The organism is Capnocytophaga catalasegens (assembly GCF_026005215.1).
GTDB lineage: Bacteria > Bacteroidota > Bacteroidia > Flavobacteriales > Flavobacteriaceae > Capnocytophaga > Capnocytophaga catalasegens.
The window spans coordinates 36,353-52,495 of sequence record NZ_BPMA01000027.1; the positions used below are offsets into that span (position 1 = coordinate 36,353).

Here is a 16,143-nt window from a genome sequence, read left to right on the forward strand (position 1 = left end):
AATGACTTTTCAAAAATTAGGAACAAATATGCTACAAATAAAAAATCTGTCTTTTGCATATCAGGACAAAAAAGTTTTGGACACAATCAATTTTTCTGTCAAAAATGGTAGTCATTTGTCTATTATTGGAGAGAGTGGTTGCGGAAAAAGTACATTACTCAAAGCTATTTACGGGCTTTTTGATATTGAACAAGGAACTATTTTTTTTGCAAATGAAAAAGTTACAGGACCTGCAAAGAACTTAGTACCTGGACATCCAAAAATGAAATATTTGGCACAAGATTTCGGACTGATGCCCTATATTACTGTGGCAGAAAATGTGGGAAAGTTTCTCTCAAATCTTGATTTGAAAAAAAAGAAAACACGTATTAACGAGCTTTTGCAAATGGTTGATATGCTTGATTTTGCCAACACAAAACCTTTGAACCTTAGTGGAGGACAACAACAGCGCGTGGCTCTGGCTATGAGCCTTGCCAAAGAACCTCAGGTATTGCTTTTAGATGAACCTTTTAGTCAAATTGATACATTTCACAAAAATTTTTTACGTCGTAATTTGTTCTCATATCTCAAAAACAAAGGGATTACTTGCTTGGTTGCTACGCACGATGTTACCGATGCACTGGCTTTCTCTGACCAAATATTAGTTCTAAAAGATGGAAAAATACAACAATTAGCACCAACTGAAAAACTCTACAATGAGCCTGCTAACCGGTATGTAGCTTCCCTTTTTGACGAAATAAATCTTATTGGTCATAATGGAAAAGAGAAAATATTATTTCCTCATCAAATTTCAATAATTGACAAAAGTAATTGGCAAGCTCAGGTAGTACAATCGTATTTTCAAGGTGGTTTTTATCGAATAGCGTGCCAGAGCAATGGAAATACTTTATTTGTAAATTATAACAAATCACTGCCTGTGGGCAAAATTATTTATTTGAAAGAAATTAAAAAAAATATATTTTAAAAATAAAAAAATGATACATACTGAGTTTGTGCTTCCTGTATATGCGACCAAAATACTCGACAAAACCTACCAACACAAAGCACCGAGCAATATTGCTTTGGTCAAATATTGGGGAAAAAAAGAAAATCAAATACCTGCTAATCCGTCTGTAAGTTTCACATTAACAAAAAGTTATACGGAAACTTCTGTTAAACTGTTCCCTAAAAAAAATACAACAACTTATAGTTTTGATTTTTATTTTGAAAATAAGCTAAACGAAAGTTTTCGAGCCAAAATACATGCTTACTTTGAACGAATTGCAGTATATTTGCCTTTTTTAAGTGAATTTCATTTTGAAATTCGTTCCGAAAATTCGTTTCCGCACAGTAGCGGTATTGCCTCTTCGGCAAGTGGTATGGCGGCTTTGTCAATTTGTTTGATGCAAATAGAGCGTGATTTTTGCCCAGAAATATCCGATGATTTCTTCTGGAAAAAAGCCTCTTTTCTGGCTCGCTTAGGCTCAGGAAGTGCTTGCCGAAGTATGCTTTCTGACCTTGTGGTATGGGGCGAACATACCGATATACAAGGGAGTTCTAACTTATATGGCATACCTTATCCCGACAAAGTACATTCTGTTTTTGCTCAATATCAAGATACGATTTTGCTTATTGACAAAGGGCAAAAACAAGTTAGTAGCTCGCAAGGACATAACCTAATGCACGGGCATCCTTTTGCAAAAGAACGATTTGAGCAAGCACATTCTAATATTTCAAAACTTAAAAAAGCATTGCATCAAGGAGATATCGAAAGTTTTATACAAATTATTGAAAGTGAAGCTCTTACATTGCATGCAATGATGCTAACAAGTTTGCCTTATTTTATCTTGATGAAACCCAATACGTTATCTGTTATTGAAAGAATATGGCGTTTTCGTAAAGAAACAAAAATTCCTGTTTGTTTTACCCTTGATGCAGGAGCTAATGTTCATCTCCTCTATCCAAAGCAATACGAAGAAGAGGGAATTACCTTTATCAAAAGAGAATTGGTTGCTTTTTGTGAAAATGGTGAGTATATCTGCGATGAGGTAGGAGCTACTCTATAATCTTTCGATATAATTACTTAAAATCAATGACACATCATCAGTTCGAGTTTTCACAAATATTACTCAATTGGTATAATGTACAGAAGCGTAATCTGCCTTGGCGACATACAACCAATCCGTATTATATTTGGCTTTCAGAGGTTATTTTGCAGCAAACCCGAGTAGTTCAGGGACTTCCGTATTATCAAGATTTTGTCAAAGCCTTCCCTACTATTGAAGATTTGGCAAATGCTTCCGAAGAAAAAGTATTAAAACTTTGGCAAGGACTTGGTTATTATTCACGAGCAAAAAATCTCCACGAAACAGCCAAAATAGTTGCTTACACGTATCAAGGAGTTTTTCCAAAAACATATGATGAAATTATCAAACTAAAAGGAATTGGAGATTATACAGCCAGCGCTATTGCATCTATTTGCTATCAAGAACCCCGAGCGGTGGTTGATGGCAATGTATATCGGGTTTTGAGCCGAATATTTGATATTGAAATACCTATCAATAGTTCAAAAGGAAATAAGTATTTTAAAGCGCTTGCCACAGAGCTTTTAGATAAAGAAAAAGCAGGACTATACAACCAAGCTATTATGGATTTTGGAGCTGTACAATGCAAACCTCAATCTCCTGATTGTCAGCAGTGTGTGTTTTCTGAAAAATGCTTAGCGTATGTTCAAAACAAAATCTCGCAACTGCCTGTAAAAACAGGGAAAACAAAAGTACGCAATCGTTATTTTCATTATTGTATGGTTTTAGACCAAGAAAACAAAACCACTATTTTTCAAAAAAGAAAAAATAAAGATATTTGGCAAGGATTGTATGAATTTCCTCTGATTGAATTTGCCGAAGAGGTTTCTGACTTAGAAGTTATTAAGCTTATTCAAGCAAATTTTCCAGAAATAATTTCAATAGAAAAGAAATCAGAAAAAATACTTCATAAGCTATCACATCAAAATATTTATTCTTATTTTTGGATTATTTCTGTAAAAAAAATACATAAAAACGCTATTTGTTTAGAAAATATAAATAATTTTCCCACATCTATTTTACTAGCAAATTTTTTAAAAAACTTGCAAATATAAATTTTTTTAGTACCTTTGGAAAAAATATTAGGTATTTATTATGAATAATTCTTTGAACAAAGTAATTTTGATAGGTCGCTTAGGTGATGTTGTAAAACTAACGTATTTTGACAATGGAAATTGTGTTGGTCGTTTTCCGCTTGCAACCGAAGAATCTTACACCAATCGAGAAGGACAGAAAACTACTTCGGTTGATTGGCATACCATTGTAGTTCGTAATAAAATGGCAGAAGTTTGTGAAAAATATTTGACCAAAGGTGATTTGATTTATATAGAAGGAAAACTTAAAAATCGCCAATGGCAAGCCGAAAACGGAGTTACTCACAACATTACAGAAGTATATGCTACGGAATTCAAATTTTTGAATACTCGTTCGCAAGCACAGAAAGATGCAAATCAAGCGCAATACAATAGCAATCAAAACGAAAAATAATCAAAATTTGTTTAACAAAAATAAATTATTTTGGATACAGAACCTCCCAATTTACAGATAGAATTTCTTCAAGACTCATTACTTTTACAAGGTATTATTTTCTTTGTGCTTTTAGCTTGTTCAGCATTGATATCAGCATCAGAAGTAGCCTTATTTTCGCTTTCACAAACTGAAGTTAATACAGAGAAAGAAAGTAATAACCCTTCGGGGGTTCTTATTGCAAAAATGCTTTCTAATCCTAAAAAATTATTAGCTACTATATTGATAGCTAATAATTTGGTAAATATCTCTATTACCTTAGTTTTTATCCCTATTGGCAATTTTCTCTTTGAAGGAATAGACCCAATTCTTCATCTTATTTTTGATGTTGGAGTAGTTACATTTTTTATTTTGCTTTTTGGAGAAATACTACCCAAAATCTATGCAAATCGGAACAATCTGTCTTTTGCTCAATTTATTATAAAACCTTTGCGTGTTTTGGAGGTGATTTTTTCTCCACTTAGTATTCCTTTAACAAAGGGTATTTCTTTGATTAACAACAAATTAGGAAAACAAAAATCAAATATTTCTATCGGACAGCTCTCACAAGCCTTGGAACTTACTTCTGAAGAAGAAACCACACAAGAAGAGCAAAAAATTCTTGAAGGCATTGTTTCTTTCGGAAATACAGAAACACGTGAGGTAATGCGCCCTCGTATTGATATTTGCGCTATAAACGAGAATCTTTCTTTTGCTGAAATTTTGTCTATTATTGTTGAAAATGGATACTCGCGCGTACCTGTTTTCAAAGAAAATATCGACAATATAACAGGTGTTATCTATGCTAAAGACTTGTTACCTTATCTGAACGAAGAAGATTTTGACTGGAAAACTATCAAACGTAAAGCAATTTTCGTTCCTGAAAATAAAAAATTAGATGATTTACTTTCCGAATTTCAAGCTAAGAAAATTCACTTGGCTGTTGTTGTTGATGAATATGGAGGCACTTCAGGAATTATTACTCTGGAAGATATCATTGAAGAAATTGTAGGAGAAATAAGTGATGAGTACGATGTTGATGATTCTTTTTTCTCAAAAATAGACGAAAAAACATTTCTTTTTGAAGGAAAAACTCCAATGAAAGACTTTTACAGAATATTGAATATGCCTTCTGAGGTAGAACTTCTTTTTGAACAAGCACGTGGTGAGGCTGAAACTATTGCAGGGTTTTTGTTAGAAATAGCTGGTGTTTTCCCTGAGAAAGGACAACAGATTTCTTTTGAAAATTACTTATTTGTTATAGAAAATATTGATAAAAAACGTATTAAACAGATAAAAATCATCAATAATGAATAAATTTTTTATCCTAATACTTGGAGTATGTTTTATAAGTTGTAAGAATGAAAATCTTCCCAAACCCAAAGCCATGTTACGGCTCAATTACGGAGAAGCTCTATATGACACACTACATACGAATTGCCCTTTTTCTTTTGAAAAAAATACTAAATCCTTTCTCAGAAAAGAAAAAAATTGCAATATGGATATAGAATATCCTGCTATGAAAGCCACCGTTTATCTTACGTATCGAGCGATTGACAACAATCTAGATATACTACTTCGTGATGCACAAAAACTCACTTACGAACATGTTATCAAAGCCAGTAATATTATTGAACAACCGTATATTAACGCTAAGAGTCGAGTTTTTGGAATGTTTTATGAAGTTGACGGAAATGCTGCATCACAATCACAATTTTATGTAACTGATAGCGTACATCATTTTCTTACAGGCTCTATTTATTTCAAGGTGAAACCCAATTTTGACTCCATACAACCTGCAGCCAATTATCTAAAAAATGATATTCGGCACATAATGGAAACAATTGTATGGTCAAAAACACTCAAAAAATAGTAGTTATTGATAGTGAAAACTATAAATTAAATAACGAAAGTTGTGTTTTTTTTAACTTCTCTACGGAAATATTACGTATTTGTGCTACTTTTTCGTATATTTCTTCTATTTTTATAGAACTATCATCAGTTTCAAGGAAAAAATCTGCATCAGAAAGCGAAAAAACAAGTTTTTGCAATTCGATTTTATATAAAATGGCTTTCCCAAAAGACAATTTGATATTGTTTTTTAGCAATTCGCATGCAATTTGTTCATTTTTTTGAAATCCGTGAAGAATCCACATTTGTCTTGGAGCAAATCTCTTCCGAAGAGCAATTACTTCTGAAAAAGATTTTACACAGTGAATAATCAAAGGTTTTTTTATTTCTTCTGAAAGGAGAATATGTTGCTCAAAAACAGCTGTTTGAATATCCAATCTTGTCAAAACATTCTTATCTAAACCACACTCTCCTATCAGTTTGCAATTTTCAGATTGGCTTTTTTTAATAACTTCTTGCATTTGTAAATCCCAATTTTCAGCAATAAACCAAGGGTGTATTCCTATGGAAAAATAATGAGATAAAGGCGTGTCTTGCGGAAAATAATTCTGTATATCGCCCTGATTTACAGCGTTGTGCGTGTGAATATTCAAATACATAAATAGTGGAAGTTATTTTAGAACCTTCTTTTTTTCAGAAAAATAAACTATCCCGACAAAAAGAAAAAGAAAAAGCGTTCCTGTAATCATATTTCGATTCAGTAGGTAAAAATTTAGCATAGTTGTCCCTACACTGAATAACAAGTACAATCCTATTTTACGTAGATTGTAAGGAATTGGATACTTCTTCTGCCCAATAACAAAAGATAACGTCATCATAGTAGCGTAAGCAAGTAAGGTGGCTATGGCTGCGCCACGATAGCCTATTAGCGGAATTAAAGCCAGATTAGCTACAATGGTTACTACTCCTCCGACAATAGAAATTACTGCTCCATAGTGAGTTTTATCAGTTATTTTGTACCAAACGGACAAGCTATGATAAATACCTAAACATAAATTGGCAAAAAGAACAAAAGGCACTATCCAAAGAGCTTCCCAATATGTTGGGTTAGGTATTAGAATTCTCTTCAAAATATCGGTATATACACTGACAAACAACAAAATAAACGAACCAAAAATAATAAATACCCGTGTTATTTTGGCGTACGACTTGGGCGCATTTTTATCTTGTGCCGTACTAAAAAAGAAAGGCTCTATTCCTAACTTATATGCCGTTATGAAAAGCGTCATAAAAACACCCATTTTGTAACAAGCTGAGTAAATACCAACCGTTGCATCGGCAACTTCGGGTGGATACAACATTCGAATAAAAATTCGGTCAAAGGCCTCATTGATTGAAAAAGCAATTCCAGCAATAAGAATAGGTAGTGCATATCGTATCATTTTCTTCCAGAGAGAGAAAGAAAATTCTAATTTCATTTTAAAATAAATCGGTAATAAAACCAAAAAAGTCATCAAACTGGCAATAAAATTGGCAATAAATATATACGTAACCAAATCTTCTTGTTCTAAGAAATTATATATTTGTGGGGCAAATTTTGCCATATCGGGCATCATTTTGAAATAAAATACATTGATTATCAAATTCACAAAAACATTGCCTGTTTTGATAATTGTGTATGAAACTGATTTTCCTTCGTTGCGCAACCAAGCCAGAGGAATAGCTACCAATGTATCTAAGGCTAAAATACCGATGGCGTATTTTATAAATAACTCCGAATACTGAAAATGGAAAGCAATGTTACTTTTGAATATCCAGAAAAGTATAAAAAACAAAAACGTAGTTGCTACAATACTTAGCATCGTTGTAGATTTTACGTTTTCTTTATCTGTTTCTTTGTTAATAAAACGAAAAAAAGCCGTTTCCATACCATACGTAAGCAACACATTGCCCAATATCATATAAGCAAAAATGCCTTGATACACTCCATATTGTTCTTTTTCCAAATTATCAATGTGCAATGGAGTAAGTATCAGATTCAATATACGAGGCAAAACGGTGGCTATTCCGTAGATAGCAGTATGTTTGAAAAGGCTGCTTAGTTTCATTTTTTAGTATTAAAATGTTTATTTTTCTGTCTGTTACAAAAAAATTTAATCTAGTACTTCGGTTAATTGGTTAAATGTATTGCGTATATTTTTATTCTGATACAAAACAGCAAAAACAGCATCTAAAATGGGTGTAAAAGCAGGTTTTTTTTGTTCTTGATTGATTTTATAAGCACTTTTGACCGCATAGTATCCTTCGGCGACCATATTCATTTCCATAAAAGCACTTTTGACCGTATATCCTTTGCCAATCATATTACCAAACATACGATTACGGCTGAATGTTGAATATCCTGTAACGAGCAAATCACCCAAATAAGCTGATGCATCAATATTTCGGTCAATGTTTTGTATATTGGAAATATATCGCTCCATTTCGCGAATAGCATTACTCATTAGTACAGCTTGAAAATTATCTCCGTACCCGAGTCCGTGAGCAATTCCTGCTGAAATTGCATAAATATTTTTGAGCATCGCCCCGTATTCTATCCCGATAATATCTTCTGATATTTTGGTACGGATAAACGAAGCTGAAAGCATTTTTGCCATTATTTCAGCTTTACGAGAATCTGCACAAGCAATAGTCAAATACGAAAGACGCTCCAATGCTACTTCTTCGGCATGGCAAGGACCAGTTATTACCCCAATGTTTTCAAGAGGAATATTATATTCTTGTAAAAAATGTTCGCCAATAATACGCCCACTCTGAGGAATAATTCCCTTTATTGCAGAAAAAATAATTTTATTTCTTAGCGAAGTTGTAAGTTTTTGCATTTCATCACTCAAAAATGCTGATGGAATAACAAAAACCAGATAATCAGCATACGAGACAGCCTCATCAATGTTTGAAGTTAAGTGCAATTTCTCTGTATGAAGTTCTACCGAACTGATATAATTAGGATTGTGTTTGTATTTTTGAATATGAGCTATTGCAGAATCATTGCGCATATACCAATAAATATGCGAGAGGTTTTCACACAGAATTTTAACCAAAGCCGTTGCCCAACTTCCTCCACCTATAACTGCTAATTTTGGTTCTTGAATCATAATTGAAAATTTTGCTCAAAAGTACAACTTTTAATCAGAAAAAAAAATTATATCCGTTGTTTCACTATAATTTTCCGTTTGAAGTGATTTTAACTTAAATATTATGAGATTGTTTTTTCATACCGAGTAGGATAATGATACTATTCAAAAAGGTAAATTCTTCTCATTCAAAATAAAGTCTGCGCTTTGAAGTATATAACGAAGTGGAAAAATCGAAACAAATTGACAAAATAATTTTTAAATCATTGAATTTTAGAAATTCCTTCTTCCGAATGGTATAACACATAATTTGGCTTTTCAGAATATCTTAAAGATTTGAAAAAAACAAAAAAATTTCTCCGAAAATGTTCCGATGAATGTCTGTTATAAAAAAGAGAAACTAATAAGAATAAAAGTAGTATTGATGTGTATTTCCGTTGTACTATGATGAAGAGCTTCGACTTCGCTCAGCCTGACAGGAGGTTTGTCACGCTGAGCGGAGTCGAAGCGTTATGAATTATTGTAGTAATTTTAAATGGTTACTTCACAAAATCCCCCTTTGAAGGAGGAATCAATTTACCACGCTTGTCCGCCGCCCAACGCCATATACAGGTTGATACGCTCGATGCGGTTTTGCAATTCCAAATCGATAAGGCTCATTTCTTTACGAAGCAAATTGCGTTGTTTTTGCAAAAGGATAAAGCTGTCTGCCGTACCCACTTGGATTTGTTTTTTGGTGAGGGTTATGTTCTTTTCCAGCTCGGCAACGGCTCTTTGTCCGAAGTCGATTTGCTTTTCTATCGAAACGCTGTTGCTCATCGCCGATTCTACTTCTGCCAAGGCATTAAGCATCGTTTTGGCGTACATTTCCACTGCCTGACGCTCTTGCGAGTTGCGGATTTCTACATTTCGTTTCAAAGCTCCGTAATTGAAAATCGGTGCTACAACGCCTCCGCCCAAATTTACCAACGGATTGGAATACAAAGTATTTAAAGCGTCGATATTGGTAAAAGCCGCTCCTTCCGATAGTCCAATGTTGATAGACGGAAGTCGCGAAAGTTTTGCCTCTTGCACTTGGTAAAAAGCACTTTCTATCAAATACTGATTTGCCAATACATCGGGTCTGTTTTCCAATAATGAAAAAGGGAAACTCTCGGGCAAAGCGGTTTTCAGCTGGGTAAATTGTTCGGCGGTGGGTTGCGTTCCTTGCGGATATTTGCTGGTGAGCAGTTCCAAGGTGCGTTTTGCCTCGCGGTTGGCGTTTTGGATGCGTTCCAACTGTCCTTCCAAAGCGATAATCTCCGAGCGAATGTTCGACACATCGATGGCGTTTGCCGTTCCTACTTTGGCTCTAAGCGTGTAGAGTTTTTCCAAATCTTGGGTCAAAGTAAGAAAATGAGCCACTTTCTCCTGTTGGATATGCCCTGCTACACTCAGAAAGTAGGCTTTGCACACCATCGCCGTGATGGATTGTTTCAGTTTTTCGTTTTGATATTTCAATGAAAAATACTGAGCCTGATTTGCCATTTGCCCCGATTTGTTCTTTCCCCAAATGTCCAATTCCCAATTGGCTTTCAATGCTAAGTTGTGAATATGACTTCCTTTGATAAGGTTGTTGGTGGTATTGGCTACGGCATTTACGCTCGGATAGAGGTTGCTCGCTGCGATTTGCATTGCCAATTCGGCTTGGGTGAGTTGCTCCTGAGCGATGATCATATCGGCGTTGTACTGATGAGCCTCTGTGATGAGGGCATCGAGCTGCGGGTCTTTCAAATCGTTAATCCAATCGAATGAAAAATCCGTTGATGAATTTCTATCGGTAATCCATTTGTCTGAAATTTTGACATTCTGCATACTCTTTGCCGATGCTTTCAGCTCGTCCGTTCTTTCGGGCGAAACTTCTTTGTACATCAAACACGATGAGCAACACAATGCCACCACAGACAAGGAAATGATTTTTGACTTCATTGATTAGTGTAATTTAGGAATGAAATAATTCATATTACTTGTCATACGCACCATTACTTTTCGTACCAAATGCAACGGCTTGATATTATCCGAATAAATCACGGCTGTACCTCTGGCACCTGTGGTAAGTGGCGGATGGTTTTCGCTCAACACAAATTTTGCTATCAATCGCGATTCGATTTCTGGCAATGGCTGTGCGGTATTCGGAATCCCCGAAGTACTTCCCGATAAGGCACTTGTAGCGTTGTTCATAATCCCTTGATTGGTTGCCTCGATTACATATTCCAATTTGGCTTTTACCACTTTCCCTGGTTTGGTTCTGAGGGCAATTTCTACTTCATCACCTGGTTTTACGGCTTGTAATTCGTTTTGTGCAAAATATCCGATTACCGATTGTTGTTTTTGAATCAACACAAAAGCCGATTTCATTGGCAATAACAACGCTCCTTCGTTGAGCTGTACGTTCGGAATAATTCCGTCTGTTGGTGCGAGTACTACGGTTTGGTCTAAATTCCAACGTGCTTGTTCCAATTTGGCTCTAAGTTCCGATACCGAAGCGTTTTCGCCGTTGTGTACTACGCTCGATTTGATTTGTAACGACTGCATTTGCGATTGAGCGGTTGCCAATTGAGCTTGTAAATTGTGAGCCGTGGTGATGGCTTGGTCAAGGTCAAAACGATTGGCTGCTCCTGCCGCAACTAATTCTTGAAATTGGGTAACGCGTTTGTTTGCCAAATCCAATTGAGTTTGTATCGATGAAATTTGGCTTCGTGAAGCGGCGATGTCTTTGTCATACGAATTGACCGTCGCAAGAGTAGATTCTATTTTTGCTTCTAACGATTTGATTTCTTGCACGAAAGGCGTTTTATCCAACACAAAAAGCGTATCTCCTTTCTTTACTTCTTGATTAGTTTCTACATATACTTTTTTTACCTTTCCTGTAATTTGGCTGGCGATGTCCACACTACGATTTCCTACGCGTACATCCGAAGTAATCGGCGTGTAATAGTTCAAACTCAAAATCATTGCAATAGACCCGAAAATCCGTGAATACACAATAACTTGTGTGGTAAATGTCCAAGGAATGAGCTTTAATTTTTTAATCAAAAGCCAACAAATTCCTGCATATATAGCGATAATTAACTCTAACATTTTATATTATTTTTTATTAGGGGTTGCTACCAATCCTTTGTTTTGTAAATCTTTTGCTACGGTTTGCAAAGTAGCCGAAATGGTTTCGTTAAGTCCTGACCCTTTGAAAGAAGAAGTCATTGCCGAGTATACCAAGGCTTTTTCTTTGGTGGAATAGACATTGGTTTCGATGGTATATTCTACTGATTCTTCGTAAGAAGCTGGTGCATAGTATGATGATGGCCACACTCTTCCGAAGTAAGTTCCGTAGTAACCATAATACGAAGGATAATATCCGTAACCACCTGTGTAATAAGTGCCTAGTGTATAGTTAATATCTTTTTTTACATCGGCGATACGCATTGTAACAATGTGCGTAAAATTTCCTAATTCTATCAGTTCCACCATTTCTTTTGTGTCTGTACCGTATTTTATGAACGGATACGAAACCTGTACTTTTGGAACATTTCCGTAGAAAGCATTTCTCATTTCGTCTTCCACACGATTGCGGATAGATTCGTCTTTGGCGATGGCTACCAAGAATACTTTTTCTGCTTTATCGTTGGCGAAAGTGTATTTTTCTTTTACCCAGCTACTTTTTAGAGTTGATGTGCTTCCGCAAGAAACCAATAAAAGTGTAAAAACGCCTAATAATGTGATGATATTTATTTTTCTCATTTTTCTTAAAATTGTTTTATTTCTTCTGTTTTATTTGTTTCCACTGGTATTTTAATAGGTTGATTTTCTGTGGGTTCTATTTCTTCTTTGTGTTTTTTAGCTTTTTTGTCGCCGTAGTTGTAATTTGCCCAGATTAAGGCAACAGGCCAAAGCAATCCGCCAAAGAAAAGCGATAGCAAACACATTGTTTTGATGGCTTACAGCTGTGGGTGATGCTTCTTTTCGGCTACTTTTTCGGGGTAAATGTGTGCTTGCCAAAACAGGTAAATCCCACCTATGGGCAAGAGGATAATCACTACCCAAGTCATAAAATCGGCTACTTTGTCGGCAGTTTCGCCACTAAACGCATAAGTGGACTGAAAAAGCAGTAGCATACTAAGTACAATAACTTTTTTGGTCATATATAAAAATTTAATTTAGAAAAATATGCAGAATTCGAGGGGCAAAGGGACAATTTTTTTTGTAATAAAAAATATACAAAAGTTAATTTTTTGATACACAAAGGTTTAAAATATAAATGAGAAGGGGTAAATACTTGGTTATCAGTTTGTTGTAAAATAGATTTTTTTTAGAAAAAATACAAAAAAAATCCTTATTGAAAAATTCTCCGAAAAAAATCCATTCCAAAATATACAAAAGAATAGCATTTTATGAAAAAAATGTATTTTTGCGACTAAATCAGTTTTGTATTATAATGGATTGGGGCAATACTTTACAGACAAAATACAACACTTGGGAGGAGAATGACGCGCTTCTTTTAGAAAAACTAACGACCTTTAAAACCTTCCGAAAAGGCGAAATCATCATCAAAGAAGGCACAAACGACAAGTATATTTACTTCCTTACCAAAGGATTTGCCAGAGGTTTTCCTACCCGAAGAAGGCTTCTTTTTTGCCGCTCCCGAATGTCTGCTGATGGAAGAGAAGTCCACCAAATACACCTTCGAAGCCCTGACCGATGTGGAGGTGAGCTGCATTTCGTTCAGACAATTGGAGACCGCCGCCCGTACCAACACCTACGCTTTTGACTTCTACCACACGGCACTGAAAAATGTGGTGATGGCGTTTATCTACCGCTTGGAGGCGTTCATCGAAGAGTCGCCCGAGGAGCGTTTTCAAAACATCGGCAAGATACGCCCGAGTTTGCCCACTCGCCCCTTGCGTAAGTACCTCGCCAGCTTTTTGGGAATCTCACCCAATTCCCTTTCGCGTATCGTAAAACGGCTGAATAGATGATTAATTGTTAATGAAATATCGTAGGGGCGACCCGAACGAAGTGAATTGGCGAAGCAATTATATACGCCCTTTTCAATATCAATCCATATTATCATTGGGTGTATTGCATACGCCCCTACAATCGTCCATTGGAAACATTGGGAATCTTTCGGAGTAGTCGGAAATCTTGCGGACACTTGTCGAGAGACTTTCAGAGTAGTCGGAAGTAATTTTAGATTCTATTATAAACAAAGCCAACTAAATTTATCTGTTGGCTGTTTTTGTACATTTAAAATAAAAGTCATAAATTTGTCAGGTTTCAGAATTTTTATCGACATCAATAGTAAAAAAAGCTGTTTAATTTATAAAAAAGTTTTATTTGTTATGAAGAATTTTTTATTTTTGCATTTGATTTTGATATGGACTATTAGTTGTAATGGAAAACCAACCCATCGAGTAGAAAATCAAACAAATAACGATATGAAAGAAATTCAAAAAGAAAATAAATCAGAAATTTATTTCGCAGGAGGCTGTTTTTGGGGGACAGAGCATTTTTTTAAACAAATACGAGGTGTTATTTCAACCGAAGTTGGTTATGCCAATGGAAAAATTAAAAATCCAACCTACAAACAAGTTAGTTCAGGCGATACGGGTTTTGCAGAAACAGTCAAAGTTGTATATCATAGAAAAAATATCAATTTAGAAAAACTAATTGACTTATATTTCAAAACAATTGACCCAACTTCGCTGAACAAGCAAGGTAATGATATTGGTACGCAGTATCGAACAGGAATTTATTACAAAAACACTTCCGATTTGCCTATTATTCAGGCGTCTATTTCTGAATTGGCTAAAAAATATTCGCAACCTATTGTAATAGAAGTACTTCCGTTAGATAATTTTTACAGAGCAGAGGAATATCATCAGGCGTATTTAGATAAAAATCCGGGAGGATATTGTCATATATCAACAGAATTGTTTGATTTGGCTCGTAAAGCAAATCCTGTTAAATCGTTTCAAAAACCCAATGAAGAAACACTAAAAAAACAACTAACGGCAGAACAATATGCTGTAACACAAGAGAATGCTACTGAACGTCCTTTCAAAAATGAATATTGGAACGAATTTCGTCAAGGAATTTACGTAGATATTACTACGGGTGAGCCTTTATTTGTTTCATCTGACAAGTTTGATTCGGGGTGTGGTTGGCCAAGTTTTTCAAAACCTATTGATAAGAATTTAATAAAAGAAAAAACAGATACTTCACACGGAATGCAACGAATTGAAGTTAGAAGTAAAACAGGTAATTCGCATCTTGGACACGTATTTGATGACGGACCCAAAGAATTAGGAGGTTTGCGTTATTGTATCAATAGTGCTTCTTTGCGATTTATTCCCAAAGAAGAAATGGAAAAAGAAGGATATGCAGATTATATTTCACTTGTAAAATAATTATTTTTTTAGTAACAGATATACAGGCAAATGATCTGAATAACCTCCTGTATATCTGCCCTTTGTCATACTACGGCGAGGTGCTATGGGTTTTAGTCCATTATCGTACAACAGATAAGATGGGTTAAAAACATACGATTTTACAAAATAAAATGTTCCTTTGGTAGTGTATAAAAGTGTTCCTGTAAAGTACATTTGGTCGAACAAATCCCATTTCCCTTCAAAAACAAGTGTACCCATACCTCTTTGATACATAGCTTCCATCGGGTTGAACAAATCTTGCTCAGATACTTCTTTTCGTTTTCCTTTAGTTTTTAAAATATGCTTAAAACTTGTATCAAAGGCATTGTCGTTAAAGTCGCCCATGCTTATAATCTTTGCTTTTGGATTGTGTTGCTGAAACCCTTCTATAAGAGATTTGTTCAGTAAAGCAGCAACTTCACGGCGTTTTCGAGTTTTCTTTTTCCCTTCTCTACGAGATGGCCAATGATTTACTATAAAATGTATCTCTTCTCCATCTAACAAACCCGAAACTGCAAGTATGTCACGCGTGAAAATACGTGCACCTTTTTCATTGTACAATTCCAAAGGATGCGTACTGTGATGTGTAGGTGTAAAGACCGATTTTTTGTACAAAAGAGCTACATCAATTCCGCGAGCATCGGGAGAGTTATAATGAATAAATCCGTAATTATATGGAGCAAGTGCTTTGGTACGAATTAAGTCTTTCAGAACATTTTTATTTTCGACTTCGGCAAGTCCAACAATGTCAGGAGCTGATTTACGTTCTTTTTTTCCTATTTTGGAAATTACGTGCGCGATTTTGTTTAGATGGTCATTATATTTGCTCTGAGTCCATGCAAATTTTCCCTCCGGAGTGAAATCATCATCTTGTGCGTATGAGTTACTGAAAATATCAAAAAGATTTTCTACATTATAAAAGGCAATAGTTCGGATTATCATATAAGTACATTATCCACATTTACAATTTCCGTTACCACATTTGTTTTTTTTAGTGAAAAAAATTTTTCGCAAAAGAAAAACAACTGCAACAGCAAGTGCTGTATATACAATAAATTCTTGCATAAGAAAGGATTTTTGTTTAGGCAAAGGTACAAAAATATATTGAAAAAGTTGTCGCTACTT

The 16,143-nt window shown here is 35.1% G+C and carries 19 protein-coding genes; 8 read left to right on the forward strand and 11 right to left on the reverse strand.

Going from position 1 to position 16,143, the window contains the following annotated elements:
• Position 1 precedes the first annotated feature (1 nt).
• The 6 genes from OO775_RS08520 to gldD are packed head-to-tail and all read left to right on the forward strand — an operon-like array spanning position 2 to position 5,442.
• A complete protein-coding gene (locus OO775_RS08520) occupies positions 2-964 on the forward strand; it encodes an ABC transporter ATP-binding protein (RefSeq protein WP_264846660.1) in 963 nt (320 codons plus the stop codon).
• 10 nt (positions 965-974) lie between these two features.
• Positions 975-2,045, forward strand: a complete 1,071-nt coding sequence (locus tag OO775_RS08525) for a diphosphomevalonate decarboxylase (protein ID WP_264846661.1) — start codon at positions 975-977, stop codon at positions 2,043-2,045.
• 26 nt (positions 2,046-2,071) lie between these two features.
• Complete coding sequence (gene mutY / locus OO775_RS08530; protein WP_264846662.1) at positions 2,072-3,118, forward strand: A/G-specific adenine glycosylase; 1,047 nt, start codon at positions 2,072-2,074, stop codon at positions 3,116-3,118.
• Positions 3,119-3,158: 40 nt separating this feature from the next.
• Positions 3,159-3,551, forward strand: a complete 393-nt coding sequence (locus OO775_RS08535) for a single-stranded DNA-binding protein (protein ID WP_264846663.1) — start codon at positions 3,159-3,161, stop codon at positions 3,549-3,551.
• Between the two features lie 30 nt (positions 3,552-3,581).
• Positions 3,582-4,886 carry a gliding motility-associated protein GldE gene (gldE, locus tag OO775_RS08540; protein WP_264846664.1) on the forward strand — a complete coding sequence of 435 codons (1,305 nt, stop codon included), beginning with the start codon at positions 3,582-3,584 and terminating at the stop codon, positions 4,884-4,886.
• Positions 4,879-5,442, forward strand: coding sequence for a gliding motility lipoprotein GldD (gldD, locus tag OO775_RS08545; protein WP_264846665.1), 564 nt, complete (start codon positions 4,879-4,881; stop codon positions 5,440-5,442). The genes gldE and gldD overlap by 8 nt, the downstream gene beginning before the upstream one ends.
• A gap of 19 nt (positions 5,443-5,461) precedes the next feature.
• Here the strand turns inward: gldD and OO775_RS08550 are convergent, their stop codons facing one another.
• The 8 genes from OO775_RS08550 to OO775_RS08585 form a co-directional block, all read right to left on the reverse strand.
• Positions 5,462-6,079 (reverse strand): TatD family hydrolase, encoded by a 618-nt coding sequence (locus tag OO775_RS08550; protein ID WP_264846666.1) that lies wholly within the window; start codon positions 6,077-6,079, stop codon positions 5,462-5,464.
• A gap of 12 nt (positions 6,080-6,091) precedes the next feature.
• Complete coding sequence (locus tag OO775_RS08555; protein ID WP_264846667.1) at positions 6,092-7,528, reverse strand: oligosaccharide flippase family protein; 1,437 nt, start codon at positions 7,526-7,528, stop codon at positions 6,092-6,094.
• A gap of 45 nt (positions 7,529-7,573) precedes the next feature.
• The gene (locus OO775_RS08560; protein ID WP_264846668.1) at positions 7,574-8,575 is read right to left on the reverse strand and encodes an NAD(P)H-dependent glycerol-3-phosphate dehydrogenase; all 1,002 of its coding nucleotides are present in this window, start codon (positions 8,573-8,575) and stop codon (positions 7,574-7,576) included.
• A gap of 555 nt (positions 8,576-9,130) precedes the next feature.
• Entirely contained in the window at positions 9,131-10,522 is a 1,392-nt protein-coding gene (locus OO775_RS08565; protein WP_264846669.1) for a TolC family protein, read from the reverse strand.
• A 3-nt stretch (positions 10,523-10,525) separates the two neighbouring features.
• The gene (locus tag OO775_RS08570; RefSeq protein ID WP_264846670.1) at positions 10,526-11,674 is read right to left on the reverse strand and encodes an HlyD family secretion protein; all 1,149 of its coding nucleotides are present in this window, start codon (positions 11,672-11,674) and stop codon (positions 10,526-10,528) included.
• 6 nt (positions 11,675-11,680) lie between these two features.
• A complete protein-coding gene (locus OO775_RS08575) occupies positions 11,681-12,331 on the reverse strand; it encodes an outer membrane protein assembly factor BamD (protein WP_264846671.1) in 651 nt (216 codons plus the stop codon).
• Between the two features lie 5 nt (positions 12,332-12,336).
• On the reverse strand, positions 12,337-12,516 hold the full coding sequence (locus OO775_RS08580; protein ID WP_264846672.1) for a hypothetical protein: 180 nt from the start codon (positions 12,514-12,516) through the stop codon (positions 12,337-12,339).
• 12 nt (positions 12,517-12,528) lie between these two features.
• Positions 12,529-12,732 carry a hypothetical protein gene (locus OO775_RS08585; protein ID WP_264846673.1) on the reverse strand — a complete coding sequence of 68 codons (204 nt, stop codon included), beginning with the start codon at positions 12,730-12,732 and terminating at the stop codon, positions 12,529-12,531.
• Between the two features lie 194 nt (positions 12,733-12,926).
• Here OO775_RS08585 and OO775_RS08590 point away from each other — a divergent pair, with 194 nt between their 5' ends.
• Positions 12,927-13,358, forward strand: a complete 432-nt coding sequence (locus OO775_RS08590; RefSeq protein ID WP_264846674.1) for a cyclic nucleotide-binding domain-containing protein — start codon at positions 12,927-12,929, stop codon at positions 13,356-13,358.
• A gap of 87 nt (positions 13,359-13,445) precedes the next feature.
• Here the strand turns inward: OO775_RS08590 and OO775_RS08595 are convergent, their stop codons facing one another.
• Positions 13,446-13,742: a hypothetical protein gene (locus tag OO775_RS08595; protein WP_264846675.1), complete on the reverse strand. Its 297-nt coding sequence runs from the start codon at positions 13,740-13,742 to the stop codon at positions 13,446-13,448.
• A 187-nt stretch (positions 13,743-13,929) separates the two neighbouring features.
• On the opposite strand from OO775_RS08595, the gene msrB reads away from it, so the two are divergent.
• Positions 13,930-14,997, forward strand: coding sequence for a peptide-methionine (R)-S-oxide reductase MsrB (gene msrB / locus OO775_RS08600; RefSeq protein WP_373874560.1), 1,068 nt, complete (start codon positions 13,930-13,932; stop codon positions 14,995-14,997).
• Here msrB and OO775_RS08605 read toward each other — a convergent pair whose 3' ends face one another.
• A complete protein-coding gene (locus OO775_RS08605) occupies positions 14,998-15,960 on the reverse strand; it encodes an endonuclease/exonuclease/phosphatase family protein (protein ID WP_264846676.1) in 963 nt (320 codons plus the stop codon). It lies immediately after the preceding gene.
• 9 nt (positions 15,961-15,969) lie between these two features.
• Positions 15,970-16,083: a FeoB-associated Cys-rich membrane protein gene (locus OO775_RS14210; RefSeq protein WP_264846677.1), complete on the reverse strand. Its 114-nt coding sequence runs from the start codon at positions 16,081-16,083 to the stop codon at positions 15,970-15,972.
• Positions 16,084-16,143 lie beyond the last annotated feature (60 nt).

Bases quoted from the DNA above. Each gene is read 5' to 3' on its own strand.
- OO775_RS08560 (WP_264846668.1), bottom strand. From the start codon at position 8,575: ATGATTCAAGAACCAAAATTAGCAGTTATAGGTGGAGGAAGTTGGGCA.
- gldD (WP_264846665.1), top strand. From the start codon at position 4,879: ATGAATAAATTTTTTATCCTAATACTTGGAGTATGTTTTATAAGTTGT.
- msrB (WP_373874560.1), top strand. From the start codon at position 13,930: ATGAAGAATTTTTTATTTTTGCATTTGATTTTGATATGGACTATTAGT.
- OO775_RS08585 (WP_264846673.1), bottom strand. From the start codon at position 12,732: ATGACCAAAAAAGTTATTGTACTTAGTATGCTACTGCTTTTTCAGTCC.
- mutY (WP_264846662.1), top strand. From the start codon at position 2,072: ATGACACATCATCAGTTCGAGTTTTCACAAATATTACTCAATTGGTAT.
- OO775_RS08580 (WP_264846672.1), bottom strand. From the start codon at position 12,516: ATGTGTTTGCTATCGCTTTTCTTTGGCGGATTGCTTTGGCCTGTTGCC.
- OO775_RS08605 (WP_264846676.1), bottom strand. From the start codon at position 15,960: ATGATAATCCGAACTATTGCCTTTTATAATGTAGAAAATCTTTTTGAT.
- OO775_RS08525 (WP_264846661.1), top strand. From the start codon at position 975: ATGATACATACTGAGTTTGTGCTTCCTGTATATGCGACCAAAATACTC.
- OO775_RS14210 (WP_264846677.1), bottom strand. From the start codon at position 16,083: ATGCAAGAATTTATTGTATATACAGCACTTGCTGTTGCAGTTGTTTTT.
- OO775_RS08565 (WP_264846669.1), bottom strand. From the start codon at position 10,522: ATGAAGTCAAAAATCATTTCCTTGTCTGTGGTGGCATTGTGTTGCTCA.
- OO775_RS08570 (WP_264846670.1), bottom strand. From the start codon at position 11,674: ATGTTAGAGTTAATTATCGCTATATATGCAGGAATTTGTTGGCTTTTG.
- OO775_RS08575 (WP_264846671.1), bottom strand. From the start codon at position 12,331: ATGAGAAAAATAAATATCATCACATTATTAGGCGTTTTTACACTTTTA.
- OO775_RS08520 (WP_264846660.1), top strand. From the start codon at position 2: ATGACTTTTCAAAAATTAGGAACAAATATGCTACAAATAAAAAATCTG.
- OO775_RS08550 (WP_264846666.1), bottom strand. From the start codon at position 6,079: ATGTATTTGAATATTCACACGCACAACGCTGTAAATCAGGGCGATATA.
- OO775_RS08555 (WP_264846667.1), bottom strand. From the start codon at position 7,528: ATGAAACTAAGCAGCCTTTTCAAACATACTGCTATCTACGGAATAGCC.
- OO775_RS08535 (WP_264846663.1), top strand. From the start codon at position 3,159: ATGAATAATTCTTTGAACAAAGTAATTTTGATAGGTCGCTTAGGTGAT.